We start from the raw sequence: 16,595 nt of genomic DNA, 5'->3' as shown, positions 1-16,595 counted from the left end.
TGCCGCTGCGCGGCCGACCCGGTCAGTGTCCGGAATGCATGGTCCCGGTCTCGACACTGCCACCGAGCCGGCCGTGCAGTGCCGTGACCACCGGCTGTTCGCCGACCGCCACCCACTTGCGCCCGACCAGGTAGACGCCGCCGTAGTCCCGCGCCTCGTTGATCCACTCCCGCTGGCCGCGGTCGGTGGCGAAGGTGGCGAGCACGTAACGGCCGTCCTTCGTCGTGCAGTTGGCCTGTCGCAGCTCGGCCGAGTTCGTCGAGACGACGGGCTTGCAGTCGGCCCGCGCGGCCAGTTGCTCCAGCGTTCCGCTCGCGGTCGTGGGCGGGTGCGTGGACGAACCGCAGCCGGTCACCACCGCGACGGCCACAACGACCCCAAGGACCACTCGTGCATCGTTTCGCATCGCCCCATCTTCCCCCCAACTCCCTTATAAACAAGGCGACTTGGCGATATTTTCCGGGAGAAGAGACGGCCGGTTCCCCGATGGGTGATCATGGACGCATGCGTGTACCCACCCTCGCCCCCGCCTACGTCGGCGGCGTCCAGCTCATCGCGTACGCGAGCCGGCGGCTGCTCGGCGAGCGGGCCCGCCAGGACCTGCTGCGCTCGTGCTCCACCAATGTCGACAACCTGGAGGCCGGGCGGTACGGGACCCTCGCCACGAGCGCGCTGCTCGTCGAGGAGCCGATGGAACTGCCCTACGCGCTGCTCCTGCTCGCCGTGCTCGGCTGCGCGGAGTACGCGCACGGGGCCTGGTGGGCGGCCGGGGTGTTCCTGTTCGGCCACGTCGGCGCGACGCTCCTCGTCTACGGCGGGCTGCGCGCGGGCCGCCCCTCGCCCGCCACCCGCTCCGCCTTGGACGTGGGCACCAGCTACGGCCTCTACGCGACCCTCGGCGCGCTGACCTCGGCCCTGCCGCCCGGCCCGCTGCGCGCCGGCGCCCGGATCGCGCTGCTCGCCCTCGCCGCGAAGCCCCTCCTTCGACCGGAGCGCACCTTCACCGACGCGGGACATTTCACGGCACTGGGGCTCGGTCTCGGGGTGGCGACGGCCGTGGACTACCGTTCGGATCGAAACCGGTAGATTTCACCCGCTCAGGAGCCGCCCGCACATGATCGCGATCCCCGCCACCACCGTCGCCAACCTGCGCGACCTCGGCGACACTCCGCTGTCCGGCGGCCGCACGGTCCGCTCCGGGCTCGTCTTCCGCGCCGGTCAGCTCGACCGCATGGACCCGGCAGCCGATCCGGCGGTGGCCGCGCTCGGGCTGCGCACGATCCTCGACTTCCGCACCGACGCCGAGCGCGGCGACCACCCCGACCGGGTGCCGGCCGGTGCCCGCCTCGTCGTCGCCGACGCCCTTGCCGACAAGATCTCGGCGACCGGCGCGCCCGCCGCCGCCCAGCTCAAGCACATCCTGGCCGACCCGGTCGTGGCCGAGGAGCACCTCGGCGGCGGCAAGGCGCAGGCCCTGTTCGCCGACACCTACCGCTCGCTCGTCTCGTCCCACTCCGCCCGCTCCGCCTACCGCACGCTCCTGACCGAGCTCACCGCCGACGACGCGGGCCCGCTGCTCTTCCACTGCACGGCGGGCAAGGACCGCACCGGCTGGGCGGCGACGGTGATCCTCACGCTGCTCGGCGCCGACGAGGCGACCGTCGAGCGCGAGTACCTGTCGGTGAACCCGGCGGTGCGCCAGGCGTTCGCCCCGCTCATCGAGGGCTTCACCGCGCAGGGCGGCGACCCGGAGATCGCGCTCGCCATCATCGGCGTCGTACCGGAGTACCTGGCGGCGGCCCTGGAAGAGGTCGCCACGCAGTACGGCTCGATGGAGAAGTACGTCCGCGAGGGGCTCGGGGTGCCGGACGACGCGGTGGCCCGGCTGCGCGAACGACTCATCGCCTGATCGACTCGCACCGGCGTCAACTCGCCGGAGGACTCAGCCGGTTGGGTACGGGGTGACCATCTCCACATTCGCTCGTTTTGCTGAACGTGGCCCCAGAGCAGGACATCCTCAACCCACCCGCACCCTCCGTCGGCGTCGAGCAGGCCGAGGCCGCGCTCGTCGAGCACTATCCGCGACTCGTGCGGCTCGCCTACCTCGTGCTCCCGCCGTCGCTCGGGCGCAACCGCCGGGTGGTGACCGCGCACGCGATCGTGCAGCGCTCGCTGCCGCGCGGCCGGAGCGGCACCGGCGACGGCCCCGACGACGGCCTGATCCCCGGGGCGCGGCGGGCCGAGGCCGGCGGCGGTCCGGGGTATGTGTATGTGCGGCGGCGCGTGGTGCGCCAGGCGCTCGAAGCGGGGCTTCCGCTGCGCCGCAGGGCCTGGCCCAAGCGGGCGCAGTTCCCGCCGCTGCTGCCGCAGGTCTGGGGCCTGCGGCTGTTCCCGCGTTCGGGCGGAGCCGATGAACTCGCCCTGGACCAGCGCCTCTCCGCCCTCTCCGGGCCCGCCCGGGCGGCCTACGTACTGCGCGGTCTCGAGCGGCTCGGCGACGACGAGGTGTGCGCGGAGCTGAACGCGGCCGGGGTCACCGAGGCCCGCAAGGCGCTCACCGAGGCCGACGCCACCGAGACCCAGGCCGGACTGCTCGAATCCGCCGAGTTCGACCCCTGCTCGCTCCAGGCCCGGCCCACCGATCTGATGCGCCGCCGCCAGCACGGCCGGGCCGCGCTCGCCGCCGTCGCCGCCCTCGTGGTGTGCGGGGCGCTCATCGGCCTGCCGGGCGACGGCTGGGGGCCGGACGGCGCGGCCGCGCCGCCCTACACGCAGAACCCGGCGGCCCAGGCCGCGCTCGACCCCGGCCATCTGCTGCGGGTCGAGCCCACGGCGTGGACGACCGCGACCCGTACGGACTTCTCGGTGTGGCCGGCCCGGGGCGATCTGCTCGGCGACGCGGGGCTGCTGCGGCGGGCGCTCGCCGTGTGGGCGCGGCCGGGCGGGTCCGTGCAGGTCTCGGCGACGCCGGGCACCCCCTCGGGTCCGCCGATGGGCGCGCCCCAACTCCTGTTCGCGGGCGTTGTGGACCGGGCCAAGGTCGTGCTGCTCTACGACGGGCTGCGGGTCGCCCGCTATGCCGAGCCGCGTGACGGCACGGCCGGGGCCGCGCTCGACTTCGCGCGCGTGGATGCCGCCGATGCCTCGTCGGCGAGCGCGCTCGTGGTGGGCCGGACCGACGGCAACGTGCGCTATCTGACCGCGCCCTGGGTGCGCCAGGTCTCCGTACGCGATCTGCTGACCCCGGACGCCGCCGCGCGACCGCTGCACCGGGACGAGGACGGGGTGACCGACCCGGTCGTCTCGCCCGCGCAGGCCCGCCAGTGCACGTCCTGGGAGGCGCTCGAATTCCACGACGACAGCGGGGTGCGGCTCGTCACCGACCTCGGCGAGCTGGCCCCGGCCCGGCTGACATGGGGGCCGCCCCATGACCCGCACGATGTCGGCGACCGCTCCGCGCGGGAGGGCTGGGCGCGCACCGCGTGTCTGCTGCCCACCGTCCGCACGCACGGGGTGCGCTCCGTCAACAACTGGCAGTTCGCCCAGCAGGCGCTGCCCGAGAACAACGGCACCGCCGACTGGATCTGCACCCGGGCCGAGACCTGGCGGGGCGCGGGCGGCCGGGTGTTCGCCCAGTTCCAGGCGCCCTCCGCCAAGCTCGCGCCGGGCGCGATCGCGGCCCGTGCCGAGAACTCCGCGGCCTGCGGGATCCGGGAAGCGCGGGTCCTTGCCGGGGTGCTGTGGAAGTCGCGCGGCGGGAACTGGTTCGTGCTCGCGGCGGGCAGCGAACAGGTGTCGTCGGTGGCCCTGTCCGGCGGGATGACCGGCAGCGGGCGGGGCAATCTCCTTGCCGTACGGGCCAAGGAGGGGGCGCGTGCCGAACTGGGCGGGCGGCTCTCGGACGGGACTGCGATCAGCAGCCTGCGCTGACCGGTCCGGCCGAGCCCGGTCCCTCGAACAATCCGGTGCGCACCCCTGTCGCTGCGGCGTACCCGTCAGTACATTGACGCCATGTCTAATACGCCGCAGCCCGCTCCGGTCGCGGAGGAGCGCATCGAGCTCAAGGCCCGGAACGTCTCGTTCGAGTGGGAGAAGACCCCCCTCCACTGGATACCCGGCGACCCGTTCACCGGCCACACCATCAATGTGCTGCACCTGTTGCTGCCGGCCGGTGAGCGCTGGTTCGTGCATGTGTACAAGCAGGTCCTGCCGTACATCACGGACGACCGGCTGCGCGAGGACGTCATCGGCTTCATCGGGCAGGAGGCGATGCACTCCGCCGCGCACGACGACGTACTGCCCCATCTGAAGAAGCTCGGTCTCGACCCGACGCCGTACACCGCGCAGGTGGACTGGCTCTTCGAGAAGCTGCTCGGCGACCGGACCCTGCCGCCGGGCAGGGCGCGCGAGTGGTGGCTGATGGAGCGGGTCGCCACCATCGCGGCGATCGAGCACTACACCGCGTTCCTCGGCAACTGGATCCTCAACGCCGAGACGCTCGACCGGCGCGGCGCCGACCCGATGATGCTGGACCTGCTGCGCTGGCACGGCGCCGAGGAGGTCGAGCACCGGTCGGTGGCGTTCGAGCTGTTCATGCATGTCGACGGCGGCTACCGGCGCCGGGTGCGCACCTGGGCGACCGCGTTCACCGCGCTCGCCTTCCTGTGGCAGCGCGGGGCCCGCTTCTTCATGGACAACGACCCGACGCCGACGGTCGGCAGGGCGAGCCTCGGCGCGTTCTACCGGGCCGGCAAGAAGGGGATGCTGCCCTCCACCCCCGCCATGCTCAAGTCCATCCCGCGCTATCTCAGCCGCACCTACCACCCCTCCCAGGAGGGCAGCACCGCCCAGGCCGTGGCCTACCTCGCCTCCTCCCCCGGCGCCAACGGAGGCCGCTGACATGCGCCGTGCCACCACGTTCGCCCTGGCCGCCGGGGCCGCGCTGCTCACCCGGCGGGCACTGCGCCGCCGCATCGCCGCCTCGCCCCTGTGGCCGATGCCCGCCCTGGAGGAGCCCGTCTCGGGGCGCGGCACCCGGCGCTCCACCATCACCCTGAAGCTGGCCGTCACCGAGCGCACCGAGCCCGCCGAAGGCGTCGTACGGCTGCGCCTTGCGGCCCTGGACGGCTGCGAGCTGCCCGCCTGGGAGCCCGGCGCGCACCTCGATCTGGTGCTGCCGTCCGGTCTCGTACGGCAGTACTCGCTCTGCGGCGACCCGGCCGACCGCGCCTCGTACACCGTCGCGACGCGCCTCATCGAGGACGGCCGGGGCGGCTCGCGCGAGGTGCACGAGCAGCTCCAGGAGGGGGCCGAGCTGTCGGTGCGCGGGCCGCGCAACCGCTTCCCGCTGGTGACGAGCCCTGCGTACGTGTTCGTCGCGGGCGGCATCGGGATCACGCCCGTTCTCCCCATGATCAAGGCAGTTGAGGCCTCCGGCGCCGACTGGCGGCTGCTGTACGGCGGCCGCTCGCGGGCCACCATGCCCTTCCTCGACGAGATCGAGAAGCTGGGCGGGCGGGTCACCGTCGTCCCGCAGGACGAGTCGGGACTGCCGGATCTCGCCTCCTTCCTCGCCGACTCCCCTGCCGACGCGGCCGTTTACTGCTGCGGGCCCGATCCGCTGATGGACGCGGTCACCGCCGTGCTCGGCCCCGGGCGCACCCCGCACCTGGAGCGGTTCGCGCCCGGCGCGGCCCCGGCGGGCGCCGCCTTCGAGGTCGAGCTGCGCCGCTCGGGGCGCACACTGGCCGTTCCGGCGGACAAGTCGCTGCTCGCCGCCGTGCGCGAGGAGCTGCCGGGCGTCTCGTACTCCTGCGAGCAGGGTTTCTGCGGGACCTGCCAACAGCGGGTCCTGGAGGGCGAGATCGACCACCGCGACGAGCTGCTCACGGACGCGGAGCGCGACGGCTCGATGCTGATCTGTGTATCGAGGTGCCTCGGCAAGAAGCTGGTGCTCGACGTATAGGGGGTGGCCGCCAAGACAGGCCGGGTCAGGGAGCGGGGTCTGGTGCGTGCAGCTGCAAGGCGGAGGAGGGAGTCATGGCGGAGCCATGGCGAGTGACGACAACGCCGCAGATGTGCGTGCCAGACCCCGCGAGCCCGGCCTGCCTTGGCGGCCACCCCCTAGGTACTCTGTTCGCATGACGACCGGGGTACGGCGCAGGATGGGCGTCGACGAGCGCAGGCAGCAGTTGATCGGGGTCGCCCTGGAGCTGTTCAGCCACCGCTCGCCCGACGAGGTGTCCATCGACGAGATAGCGGCGGCCGCGGGGATATCGCGGCCGCTGGTGTATCACTACTTCCCCGGCAAGCAGAGCCTGTACGAGGCCGCGCTGCGCCGGGCCGCGGACGAGCTCGCGGGCCGGTTCATGGAGCCCCACGAGGGCCCGCTCGGCGCCCGGCTGCTGCGGGTGATGGGCCGGTTCTTCGACTTCGTCGACGAGCACGGGCCCGGCTTCTCCGCGCTGATGCGGGGCGGCCCCGCGGTCGGCTCGTCCACCGCGAACGCCATGATCGACGAGGTGCGCAACGCCGCCTACCTCCAGATCCTGGCGCACCTCGGGGTCCAACAGCCGCCCGCCAGGCTGGAGTTGGTCGTACGGTCCTGGGTCTCGCTCGCCGAGTCGACGGCGCTGATCTGGCTGGACGGGCGGCGGATTCCGCGCGGCGAGCTGGAGTTGCAGCTGGTGCACGACTTCGCGGCGCTCGCCGCGGTGAGCGCCGCCTACGACCCGGAGATGGCCGCGATCGTGCTGCCCATGCTGGCGCACGAACCCGCCGACGGCCCGTTCGGCGAGCTGGTGGACCGGCTGGGCGCCCTGCTCCCGCTGGTCCCCGCGCCACGCGTGGGGTGAGCCCTGCGGCATGATCGACGGCATGACGTCCGAACTCGTCCTCGACCTCGCCGACGACTCCGATGTGCCCGCGCTGACCTCGCTGTACGACGGTGCCGCGCGCTGGATGCTCGACAACGGCATCGACCAGTGGCAGCCCGGCGGCAAGGACGCCGAGCACTTCCGGCTGCGCATGGAGGAGGGCGAGGTGTGGCTCGCCCGCACCGCCGGCGGCGAAGTCGTCGGGGCGTACGAGTTGTGGTGGCAGGACGAGCCCGCCTGGGGTCCGCAGCCGCCAGTGGCCGGTTATGTGCACCGCCTGATGGTGGACCGCGCGGCCGCGCCCGCCGGCACGGGGCGGGCTCTGCTGACCCACGCGGAGGAGCGGATCGCCGCGAGCGGCCGCGCGCTGTGCCGCCTGGACTGCCGCTCCGACAACCCGGGGCTGCTCCGCTACTACCGGAGCATCGGTTACACGAGGGTCGGCGAGCAGACGGGGAAGACGGACGGCGAAGGCGGCAGCCCGTACGCGGTCACGCTGTGGGAGAAGGCCCTCGGTCCGCGCTGAGGCGCAGGGCCAGCAGGGCCACGTCGTCCTCCAGGTCGTCGCCGAAGCGGTCGAGCAGGGTGTCGCAGAGCGCCTCGGTGCCGGGCGGGGCGGCCGCCGCCGTGCGCCTGAGGCCTTCCAGTGAGTCCGCGAGGTCGGTGCCGCGGCGCTCGATGAGGCCGTCCGTCACCATCAACAGGCCGTCGCGGGGCCCCAGTTGGAGCCGGGTCGAGGGCGGGTGACGCAGGCCGAGGCCGAGCAGCGGGCCCCGCGTCTCGACGAATGAGGCCTCGCCCCGGTGGGGCAGGAGCAGTGGCGGGAGGTGTCCGGCGCCCGCGATGCGGGTCTCGCCGGTGTCCGGGTCGATGAGGGCCAGGCACAGGGTCGCGGTGGCCTCGGGGTGGTAGAGCTGGAGCATCCGGTCCAGGCGCCGGACCAGGGCGGCCGGTTCGTGGTCGTCGGTGGCGTACGCGCGCAGGGCATGGCGGAGTTCGACCATGACGGTGGCCGCGTCCAGGGAGTGCCCGACGACGTCGCCGACGCCGACGAGGAGTCCCGCGGGCGTGCTGAGCGCGGTGTAGAAGTCGCCGCCGATCTCGGCGCGGCTGGAGGCGGGGACGTAGCGCAGGGCGATGTCGGCGCCGGGCAGCCGGGGTGCGCTCTGCGGCAGGAAGCTGCGTTGCAGGGTGAGCGCGATGTGGCGTTCCTCCGCGTAGGTGCGCAGGGATTCCGCGGCGACGGCCAGGGACTGGGCGAGCCGGGAGAGCAGTTCCTCGGTCTCCTGGCCGTACGGCAGCCGGGCCGGGACGGCGAGGCAGACGGGCGGCTGGTCGGCCTGGCTGCGGGCGAGCACCAGGCGGGCCCCTTCGATGCCGAAGAGTTCCGGCAGCCACAGCGGGGCCGGGGCGAGCACGGAACGTACGCCGGTGCAGCCCGCCATGGCGCGGCGGAGCAGCACGGCGAGCGCGGGGATCCCGGTGGCCCGGGCCGGGCGGGCCGCGCCGCCCGCGTGGAGGAAGGCGTCGGTGCCGAACACGAAGGCGGTGACCGGGCCCGAGGTGAGCGGCATGGCTGCGGCCGCGGCCGCATCGGCGAGTTCCTGCGGGCAGCGCGCCAGGTGCAGGGCGGCGGTCGCCTCGGCGAGGCGGCTGAGCCGGCCGGCCAGGGCGGCCGATTCGTGGCGCAGCCGGGCGCCGCGCAGCGCGGCCCGGATGACGGCCTGGATCTCCTCGGGCTCGACCGGCACGGTGAGATAGGCCTCGGCGCCCGCGTCCAGGCCCCGGCTGCGGTCGTGCGGGGTGATGGAGGCGGCCGAGAAGTGCACGACGGGCATGGGCGCTATGCCGGGGTGGGACTTGATGCGGCGGCACAGCTCGAAGCCGTCCAGGTCGGGCAGGCCCACGTCGACGAGGGCGGCGTCGGGCAGCGCTCCCGCGCGCAGCCGGGTGTCGAGTTCGATGAGCGCGGCCGAGGCGGTGGCGAGCGACACGACGCGGTGGCCCGCGCGGCTGAGCACGGCTCCCATGGCGCAACGGTTGGCGTCGACGTCGTCGACCACCAGGACGGTCGTGTCACAGGTCGCGGACATCGTCGTACTCACCGCCGATCGTCTCCGAAGGCCCGCCGGTCAAAGCGTGTCGCTCCGCGGTACCGGCCCGTCCCCCACCGTAGCGCCGCATCTCGGACAGGGGCGGCCGCATGCGGCTTTCGTCAACTCCCGTCCGGCAAACCACCCTTGAGGGCCAGTGCGAGCCCGTCGTCGAGGCCGGTGGCCACGCCGCGGCCGAAGGCCGAGTCGTACGCCCCGTCGCCGAGCGCGGCGCGCGCCCGGCGCTCGCACTGCTCGCGCACGGCGGTCAGCTCGGGCGCGCCCATCTGCGCCTTGCCGACGGTGCGCCAGCACTCCTGGCCGACGCCGAGGAACAGGGCGCCGTCCTCGCCTTCGCCCTGGGCGGTGACCGCGCAGGCCAGCAGGTCGAGGCCGATGGCGATGCCGAAGCTGTCGTGCAGGAGGCGCTTGCCGGCGAGCATGGCGCGGGCGTGGGCGGCGGCCTCGGCGGGCCGGTCCAGGGCGAGCGCGTTCGCCGCCAGCATGTAGTCGGCGTACGCCCGCATCCAGCGCTCGCCCCGCGCGGCGCACTCGTCGCGAAGCAGCACGGCTTCGGCGGACGCCTCGGTGTGGCGGGCCAGGTTGGTGAGGGCGTAGATCCGGGCGAGCGCGCACAGTACGCGGCCGGCCGAGAAGCCGGTGTCCTGGGCGAGGGCCGGGTCGAGGATGCCGAGGGCCCGTTCGGGGTCGCCGGGCATCAGGACGCTGCCGCCGTACAAGTAGGCGGCGCGCAGCCGGAGTTCGGGGTCGGTGGCGGTCCGGGCGCACTCCTCGCCGAGCCGGTGCGCCATCACGAAGTCGCCCTGCAGGAAGGCGCACATGCCGAGCGCCCACACGGCGGTGGCCCGGTACGGTCCGGGGCCCGGGCAGCCGTCCAGGGCGCGCTGGAGGTAGCCGCGGCCCTCGCGCAGGCGGCCGCAGCAGAACCAGACGAACCAGAGCGAGCCCGCCATGTCGAGGGCCGCCTCGGGGTCGGTCGCGAGGAGGTGTTCGAGCGCGGTGCGCAGATCGGCGTGCTCGGCCTCCAGGCGTACGTACCAGTCGAGCTGCCCGGGCCCCATCCAGGCCCGGTCGGCCTCGTGGGCGATCCGGCGGAAGCGGCGGGCGTGCCGGTCGGCGACCTCGGGGGTCTCGCCGAGTTCGTCGAGCCAGCGCAGGCCGTACTCGCGGATGGTGTCCAGCATGCGGTGGCCGAAGCGGCCGGATGGTTCGAGCCGGGTGCGTACGACGGATTTGTCGATGAGACCGGCCAGCACCTGCTCGACGGCGCACGCGGGCAGCGGGCCGCCCGCGCCGATGTGCTGGGCGGCGGCGAGGTCGAACTCGCCCGCGAACACGGAGAGCCGGGCCCACAGGAGCCGTTCCAGCGGTTCGCACAGCTCGTGGCTCCAGCCGATGGCGGTGCGCATCGTCTGGTGGCGGGGCAGGGCCGCGACGCGGGTGTCGGCGAGCACCTCGAAGCGGGAGCCGAGCCGGGTGGCGAGCTGTTCGACCGACCACAACCGGAGCCGGGCGCCCGCGAGTTCGAGGGCGAGCGGGATCCCGTCGAGGCGCCGGCAGACGTCGGCGGCCGCGGCCTCGCGGGCCGGGTCGGCGAAGCTGAGGTGGGGCACGGCCTCGGTGGCGCGCTCCTTGAACAGGGTGAGCGCCTCCCCGGCGACGGCCAGCGGCTCCAGGGGGAAGACACGTTCCTGCGGCCGGCCGAGCGGTTGCCGGCTGGTGGCGAGGACGGTGAGCCCCGGCGAGGTCTGGAGGAGTTCGCCGATCAGATGGCCGCAGGCGCTGATCAGGTGCTCGCAGGTGTCGAGCACCAGGAGCGGACGTTTGTCGGCGAGCCAGGAGCAGAGCGCCTCGCAGGCGGTGCGCAGGCTCTGGTCGAAGACGTCGAAGGCGTCGGCGACGGTGGCTGCGAGTAAGTTCCGGTCCCGCAGCGGCGACAGCTCCACCCACCAGACCCCGTCGGGGTAGCGGCCCTCGATCCGCCGGGCGGTCCGCAGCGCGAGCCGGGATTTTCCGACCCCGCCGGGTCCCGTGACGGTGACGAGCCGATGCTGTTCGAGGAGGCCGTCCAGGGTGGTCAGTTCGACCGACCGACCGATGAAACTCGTGCTCTCCGCAGGAAGATTCCCCACCACGGGCACAGTCTGGACCACAGTGCGGTCATCGACTCAACCCGCGGCGGGGAACAACCGAATCAGGTCACCGAACGACCCGGAATGATCGGTTCAGTGTTGCTTGAAGACCGCAACGGTACGGGCCGGGACTGTGAAGCTCCCCGAACTCTGATCGTATGTGGCCGTCTTCACGACCGGGTCGGCCCCGGCCGCCTGGCGCGGGTGCAGCGCGTACGCGGTGCCCGCGAGGGCCGACACGCGCTGCGTCCGGGCCTCGGGGGTCGCGTTGAAGACGACGACCAGCGGGCCCAGCCGCATGGTGATCACGCCCGGGGTCTCGCCCGTGCCGGACAGCGGGAACGAGAGCGCCGACTGGACCTGGTCCGCGGTGGCGAGCCCGAACGCGCTCTCGCTGCCCCGGATGGCGAGGAGGTCCTGGTAGGCGGCCGAGGTCCCGTTGATCTGGGCGCAGCCCGGGGTCAGCGACGGATTCGTCAACAGGGGCTTGGCGTAGGGCCACTTGGACTGGTTGTCGGCCGCCATGGGAAGGCCGCGCCCGAACCCGTTGCCCGCCCGGCAGTCCCAGTGCAGCGCGTTGAACCAGTCACCGCTGTTGAACGAGTTGCGGTCGAGCGACTTCGAGCGCAGCAGGTCGCTGCCCGCCTGGGACAGGGCCGGACCCTGCGAGAGGGCCGCGGTCGCGAGGGCGAGGACCTGCATGCGGGAGCGGTCGGCGGCCGATGTACGGGCGGGCAGCTTGTAGGCGAGCGCGTCGTACAGCGACTCGTTGTCGTGGGCGTCGGCGTAGGCGAGGGCGTCGCCCGGCGCTGCCGCGTAGCCCGCCGGAGCGCCGTTGTAGTCGACCTCGGAGCCCTTGACGCTGCGGCCGGAGCTGTCGGTGAAGGTGTACGCGGCGAGGTTGCCGGTCAGGCCCACCTTGAGGAGGTCCTGGTAGTGCAGGAGGCGGGCCTTCTGCTCGGCCGGAGTGCCGTTCGCCGTCGAGGAGTTGGGGTCGGTGTAGAGGCCGGAGGCGAAGCCCTGGACACCCGGGTCGGCGTCGAAGGGTCCTCCGCCGCGCACCGCGTCGCGGGCCCGGTCGGAGAACGTGGCGATGCCGGTGCCCGCCATGTTCTTCTGGGTGGCCTGCACGAAGCGGGCGTCGTCGGCGACCTCGCCGAAGTTCCAGCCCTCGCCGTACATGATGATCTTCTTGCCGTCGACGCCGTCCCTCGCGGGCGTCAGCGCGTCGAGCGCCTTGCGCACGGCCAGGATGTTGGCCTTCGGGTGGTGGCCCATGAGGTCGAAGCGGAACCCGTCGACCTTGTACTGCTTGGCCCAGGTCACCACCGAGTCGACGACGAGCTTGCCCATCATGGCGTTCTCGGGCGCGGTGTTGGCGCAGCAGGTGGAGTCGGCGACGCTGCCGTCGGGCATCAGCCGCTGGTAGTAACCCGGCACGATCTTGTCGAGCACCGAGTCGTCGGCCTGCCCGCTCGCGGCGGTGTGGTTGTAGACGACGTCCATGACGGTGCGCAGCCCGGCATTGCCGAGCCCCTGCACCATCTGCCGGAACTCGACCGTGCGGCGGGTCCCGTCGGGATCGCTGGCGTAGGAGCCCTCGGGGACGGTGTAGTGCAGCGGGTCGTAACCCCAGTTGTACGCGTCCTTCGCGGCCGCCTTGGCGACGCAGGCCTGCTGCTCCTCTGAGTCGGGCGCGTACACCTTCAAGTCGCAGGTGGGCGTGGTCTGTTCGGACTTCTTCTCGGGGATCCCGGCGATGTCGAAGGCAGGCAGCAGATGGACGTAGGAGGTGCCGGACTTGGCGAGCTGGGCCAGGTGCTTCATGCCGTCGGAGCCGGTGTCGGTGAAGGCCAGGTACTGGCCGGGGTGGTGCGAGGTGGGGTCCGCGATGGAGAAGTCGCGGATGTGCAGCTCCTGGATCCGGGCGTCGCGCAGCGGCACGGCGGCCGGCTTCTTGAGCGTGGCCCAGCCCCTGGGGGCGAGCTTCGGGTCGGAGAGGTCGACGACCAGGCTGCGGGCCGAGTCGGCGGTGAGGGCGGTCGAGTACGGGTCGGTGACCAGGTTGGTCACGACCTTCTGCACGCTCGGCGCCCACACCTTCACGGCGTACCGGTACGGCTTGCCCGACCAGGACGCGGGCCCGGTCACCGACCAGACGCCGGAGGTGTCGTCGCGGCGCATCGCAAGCGTTCGCCCGTCGAGTTCGAGGGAGACCTGCTGTGCGGTCGGCGCCCACAGGGACAAGGTGGGACGGCCGCGGTCGAAGACCGGGCCGAGAGCGGCCTTCCCGGCGGCGCCGCTGTACAGGTCGTCGAGAATGCCCTGGGTCTGGACGCCGGTCGCGGCGAGCAGCGCCCCGTTCGCGGCCCGCTGGGTCGCGACGATCTGGCCCTTGAGGGACTCGCGGACACGGGCCCGGTCGCGGGCGTCCACGGTGAACGCCGGATAGTCCTTGAGCTGCGGGAACCTGGCCTTCTGCGCGTCACTCAGCGCGGAAGGCGTGAGCCGCAGCCACTGGCCCTCGTCCGAGAGCGCGCCGTCCTTGACGGTGATGCCGCCGCCCGGCGCGTACACCAGCTGCTCGCTGGTCGCGTCGGTCGCCTTCACCTTCCAGACGACGGTGTTCCGGTCGATCCACTGCGCCTCGGACTTGCCGAGGTCGAGCGAGACACCCGAACTCGCCTGCGGCAGAAGGTACTTGGGTTGACCGGCTAGCAGCCAGACCTCGTTGCCGTAGGTGGCGAGGTCGAGGGACTGGTCGTCGGGGAGGTCCTTCTGGTCGCCCTTGTGCAGGATGTAGCTCAGCGAGGTCGCGCCCTGGGCGAGCGGCACCTCGAAGGTGAGCCCGTACGCGTCGCGGCCGGCCGGCATCAGCGGCTTGGACCAGTCGGTGGGCGAGGCGGCGCCGGTCCAGGTGTGCAGGCCCCAGCCGTCGTAGTCGCCGTCGGGGCGGGAGTAGTGCAGGACCACCTTGGACTTGTCCTGCGGCGGGTGGGCGCCGGGCGGTGCCTGCTCGGACTGGCCGTCCTTGCCCTGCTCCACCCACACCTCACCGGTGCGGCCGAGGTCGACGGTGCGCTGCGGCCCGTCGGCGGTGTCGCCCTTGGCGACGGTGTACGCGAGCGATCCGGCGCCCTGCGGGAGCTTGATCCAGGCGAAGGCGCCGTAGGCGTCACGCCCGGTGAAGGCGGCGCTCTGGCCGTCGGCCTTCAGCTGCCAGCCGTCGTAGTCCCCGGCCGGGCGCCGGTAGTGCACGACGGCGTAGTCCCGCGCGACGGCCGTGGGCTTGGCGGGCGGCGGGTTCTGCCCCGCCGTCGTGGAGGCGAGCGCGCTCGCGGTCCGTCCGCTGCTGTCCAGCACAACTGCCTTGTAGCGCACGGGAGTTCCGGCGGCCAGGTCCAGGTACTGGGTGACTTTGTAGGGGGCGTGGTCGGCGGAGCCGAGCGTCTGCCACTTTCCGTTGCCGCTCTGCGCGGCGAAGACGACCCGGTCGAGCTGTCCGCCGCCGACGTCGGCGGAGACCTCCACGGTGCCGGTGGCGCCTGGCGCGGGAGCCTTCAGGGTGATCGTCGGCTCGGCGGCGGGCGCGGGCAGCGGGGCCGCCGCCTTCAGGACGAGGGAGGACAGCGCGGGCACCGTCACCTCGACGGTGGCGTCCGATCGGCTGCGTACCGAACCCGACCCCCCGTACAGCACACCGAAGTCGGCATCGGCCGAACCGGTGGGCACGGAGACCGTCTTCGGCCCGGTGGCGTTGTTCACGGCCACCAGGTACTCGGTGCGCGTCTTGGCGTCCGTACGCGAGAAGGCGTAGACGGAGTCCTTGGCGTAGCGCTCGGTCTGGACGCCGTCGCGCAGCGCCGGGTTGGCCTTGGTGAGGCGGGACAGGTCGGCGATGGTGCGGTAGAGCGGGTGCGTGGGGTCGTAGGCGTCCGAGGCGTGGGTGCGGTCGGTGCCCAGCTCGTCGTCGTCCAGGTAGTCGGGGACCTTCGAGGCGAACATCGTCTGGCGGGCGTCCTTGTCGCCGCCCGCGCCGGTGAAGCCCTGTTCGTCGCCGTAGTAGACGACCGGGTTGCCCCGGCTGAAGAACATCAGCTCGTTGGCGAGCCGGTCGCGCTGGAGCAGTTCGGCGTCGCTCGCTCCCGGGTGGTCCTGCTTGAGGAAGGTGCCGATGCGGCCCATGTCGTGGTTGCCGAGGAAGGTGACCTGCTCGTAGGCGTTGGCCTTGTCGGTGGTGTAGCGGTAGTCGTCGGCGAAGAGGGAGGCGAGCTTGGTGGCCGGGGCGCCCTGGGAGGCGTACTGGCGGGCCGCGTCCTGGAAGGGGAAGTCGAGGGTCGCGTCCAGGCGGCCCCGGGTGACATACGGGGAGGTGATCGCGGGGTCGGCGGAGTAGACCTCGCCGAACATGAAGAAGTCCGGCCGGCCCTGCTTCTTCGCGTACGCGTCGAGCGCGGTCGCCCACTGGGTCCAGAAGTCCAGGTCGACGTGCTTGACGGTGTCGATGCGGAAGCCGTCCACGGCGAAGTCGTGGACCCACTTCTCGTAGATCTGCTCCATGCCGGAGACGACCTCGGGCCGCTCGGTCCACAGGTCGTCGAGCCCGGAGAAGTCGCCGTACTCGGCGCTCTCACCGGCGAAGGTCGAATCACCCCGGTTGTGGTACATGGTCGGGTCGTTCAACCAGGCCGGGACCTTCTTCTCCTTGACGACGGGCGTGTAGGGGAAGGAGCTGGAGTCGACCTTCTTCATTCCGGCACGGTCGTCGAAGGGGCGGCCGCCGGTGTCGAGGTAGGGGTAGGCGCCCTTCGGGCGGTAGCCGTACTGCTTCTCGGCGTAGTCGACGGTGTCGGCGGTGTGGTTGGTGATGACGTCGAAGAAGACCTTCATGCCCTTGGCGTGGGCGCCCGCGATGAGCTTCGCGAGGTCGGCGTTGGTGCCGAAGTGCGGGTCGACCTGGGTGAAGTCGGTGATCCAGTACCCGTGGTACCCGGCGGACGCGTCCTTGCCGGTGCCCTGCACGGGCTTGTTCTTGAAGATCGGGGCGAGCCAGATGGCGGTGGTCCCGAGCCCCTTGATGTAGTCGAGCTTCTGCGTCAGGCCCTTGAGGTCGCCACCCTGGTAGAACCCCTTGTCGGTGGGGTCGTACCCGGTGTCGAGCCGCGAGCCGGTGAGTCCACCGCGATCGTTCGAGGTGTCCCCGTCGGCGAACCGGTCCGGGAGCACGAAGTAGAACTGCTCCCGGGTCGCGTCGTGCCGGGCCGGCTCGGCGGCGAGCCGCGCGTCGCCGGGCGGCGCGGGCGGCTTCGGCGCGGCCGTGGCGGGCAGCGCGGGCACGAGCGCCGCACACAGGGCGGCCGCGAGCGCGACGGCCGTTCTTCGCAGGGGGATCACCGGGTGCTCCTCAGTCGTACGGGGTTCTCGGCATTCGGGGTGGAACGGCGGGGCCGCCCGGCGCCCGGCGGGACGGGAGG

11 protein-coding genes are annotated in these 16,595 nt (G+C 72.7%); 7 read left to right on the top strand and 4 right to left on the bottom strand.

Annotated features, from left to right (window positions below; translation table 11 throughout):
* Nucleotides 1-22 precede the first annotated feature (22 nt).
* Nucleotides 23-406: a hypothetical protein gene (locus ABD346_RS04725; RefSeq protein WP_344371823.1), complete on the bottom strand. Its 384-nt coding sequence runs from the start codon at nt 404-406 to the stop codon at nt 23-25.
* 98 nt (nt 407-504) lie between these two features.
* Between ABD346_RS04725 and ABD346_RS04720 the strand changes: the two genes are divergently transcribed.
* From ABD346_RS04720 to ABD346_RS04690, 7 genes are all read left to right on the top strand, one after another.
* Nucleotides 505-1,086, top strand: coding sequence for a rhomboid-like protein (locus tag ABD346_RS04720; RefSeq protein ID WP_344371821.1), 582 nt, complete (start codon nt 505-507; stop codon nt 1,084-1,086).
* A gap of 28 nt (nt 1,087-1,114) precedes the next feature.
* Nucleotides 1,115-1,909: a tyrosine-protein phosphatase gene (locus ABD346_RS04715; protein ID WP_344371819.1), complete on the top strand. Its 795-nt coding sequence runs from the start codon at nt 1,115-1,117 to the stop codon at nt 1,907-1,909.
* Between the two features lie 77 nt (nt 1,910-1,986).
* Nucleotides 1,987-3,930 (top strand): hypothetical protein, encoded by a 1,944-nt coding sequence (locus ABD346_RS04710; RefSeq protein WP_381227332.1) that lies wholly within the window; start codon nt 1,987-1,989, stop codon nt 3,928-3,930.
* An 81-nt stretch (nt 3,931-4,011) separates the two neighbouring features.
* Nucleotides 4,012-4,899 carry a metal-dependent hydrolase gene (locus ABD346_RS04705; RefSeq protein WP_344371814.1) on the top strand — a complete coding sequence of 296 codons (888 nt, stop codon included), beginning with the start codon at nt 4,012-4,014 and terminating at the stop codon, nt 4,897-4,899.
* A gap of 1 nt (nt 4,900) precedes the next feature.
* Nucleotides 4,901-5,965 carry a PDR/VanB family oxidoreductase gene (locus ABD346_RS04700; protein ID WP_344371812.1) on the top strand — a complete coding sequence of 355 codons (1,065 nt, stop codon included), beginning with the start codon at nt 4,901-4,903 and terminating at the stop codon, nt 5,963-5,965.
* 175 nt (nt 5,966-6,140) lie between these two features.
* Complete coding sequence (locus ABD346_RS04695) at nt 6,141-6,854, top strand: TetR/AcrR family transcriptional regulator (protein ID WP_344371810.1); 714 nt, start codon at nt 6,141-6,143, stop codon at nt 6,852-6,854.
* 22 nt (nt 6,855-6,876) lie between these two features.
* Nucleotides 6,877-7,401, top strand: coding sequence for a GNAT family N-acetyltransferase (locus ABD346_RS04690; RefSeq protein WP_344371808.1), 525 nt, complete (start codon nt 6,877-6,879; stop codon nt 7,399-7,401).
* On the opposite strand, the gene ABD346_RS04685 is transcribed toward ABD346_RS04690, so the two are convergent.
* From ABD346_RS04685 to pulA, 3 genes are all read right to left on the bottom strand, one after another.
* Nucleotides 7,367-8,980, bottom strand: a complete 1,614-nt coding sequence (locus ABD346_RS04685) for a SpoIIE family protein phosphatase (RefSeq protein WP_344371806.1) — start codon at nt 8,978-8,980, stop codon at nt 7,367-7,369. The two genes, ABD346_RS04690 and ABD346_RS04685, sit on opposite strands and share 35 nt — an antisense overlap.
* Nucleotides 8,981-9,090: 110 nt before the next feature.
* Nucleotides 9,091-11,124, bottom strand: coding sequence for an ATP-binding protein (locus ABD346_RS04680; RefSeq protein ID WP_344371803.1), 2,034 nt, complete (start codon nt 11,122-11,124; stop codon nt 9,091-9,093).
* A gap of 90 nt (nt 11,125-11,214) precedes the next feature.
* A complete protein-coding gene (gene pulA / locus ABD346_RS04675) occupies nt 11,215-16,515 on the bottom strand; it encodes a pullulanase-type alpha-1,6-glucosidase (RefSeq protein WP_344371801.1) in 5,301 nt (1,766 codons plus the stop codon).
* Between the last annotated feature and the right edge of the window lie 80 nt (nt 16,516-16,595).

Origin of the sequence: Streptomyces mauvecolor (genome assembly GCF_039532965.1) — a bacterium.
GTDB classification, from domain to species: Bacteria; Actinomycetota; Actinomycetes; order Streptomycetales; family Streptomycetaceae; genus Streptomyces; species Streptomyces violascens.
Note: the sequence above shows the minus strand (reverse complement) of the source record. Positions and strands in the feature narration are given on the sequence as shown.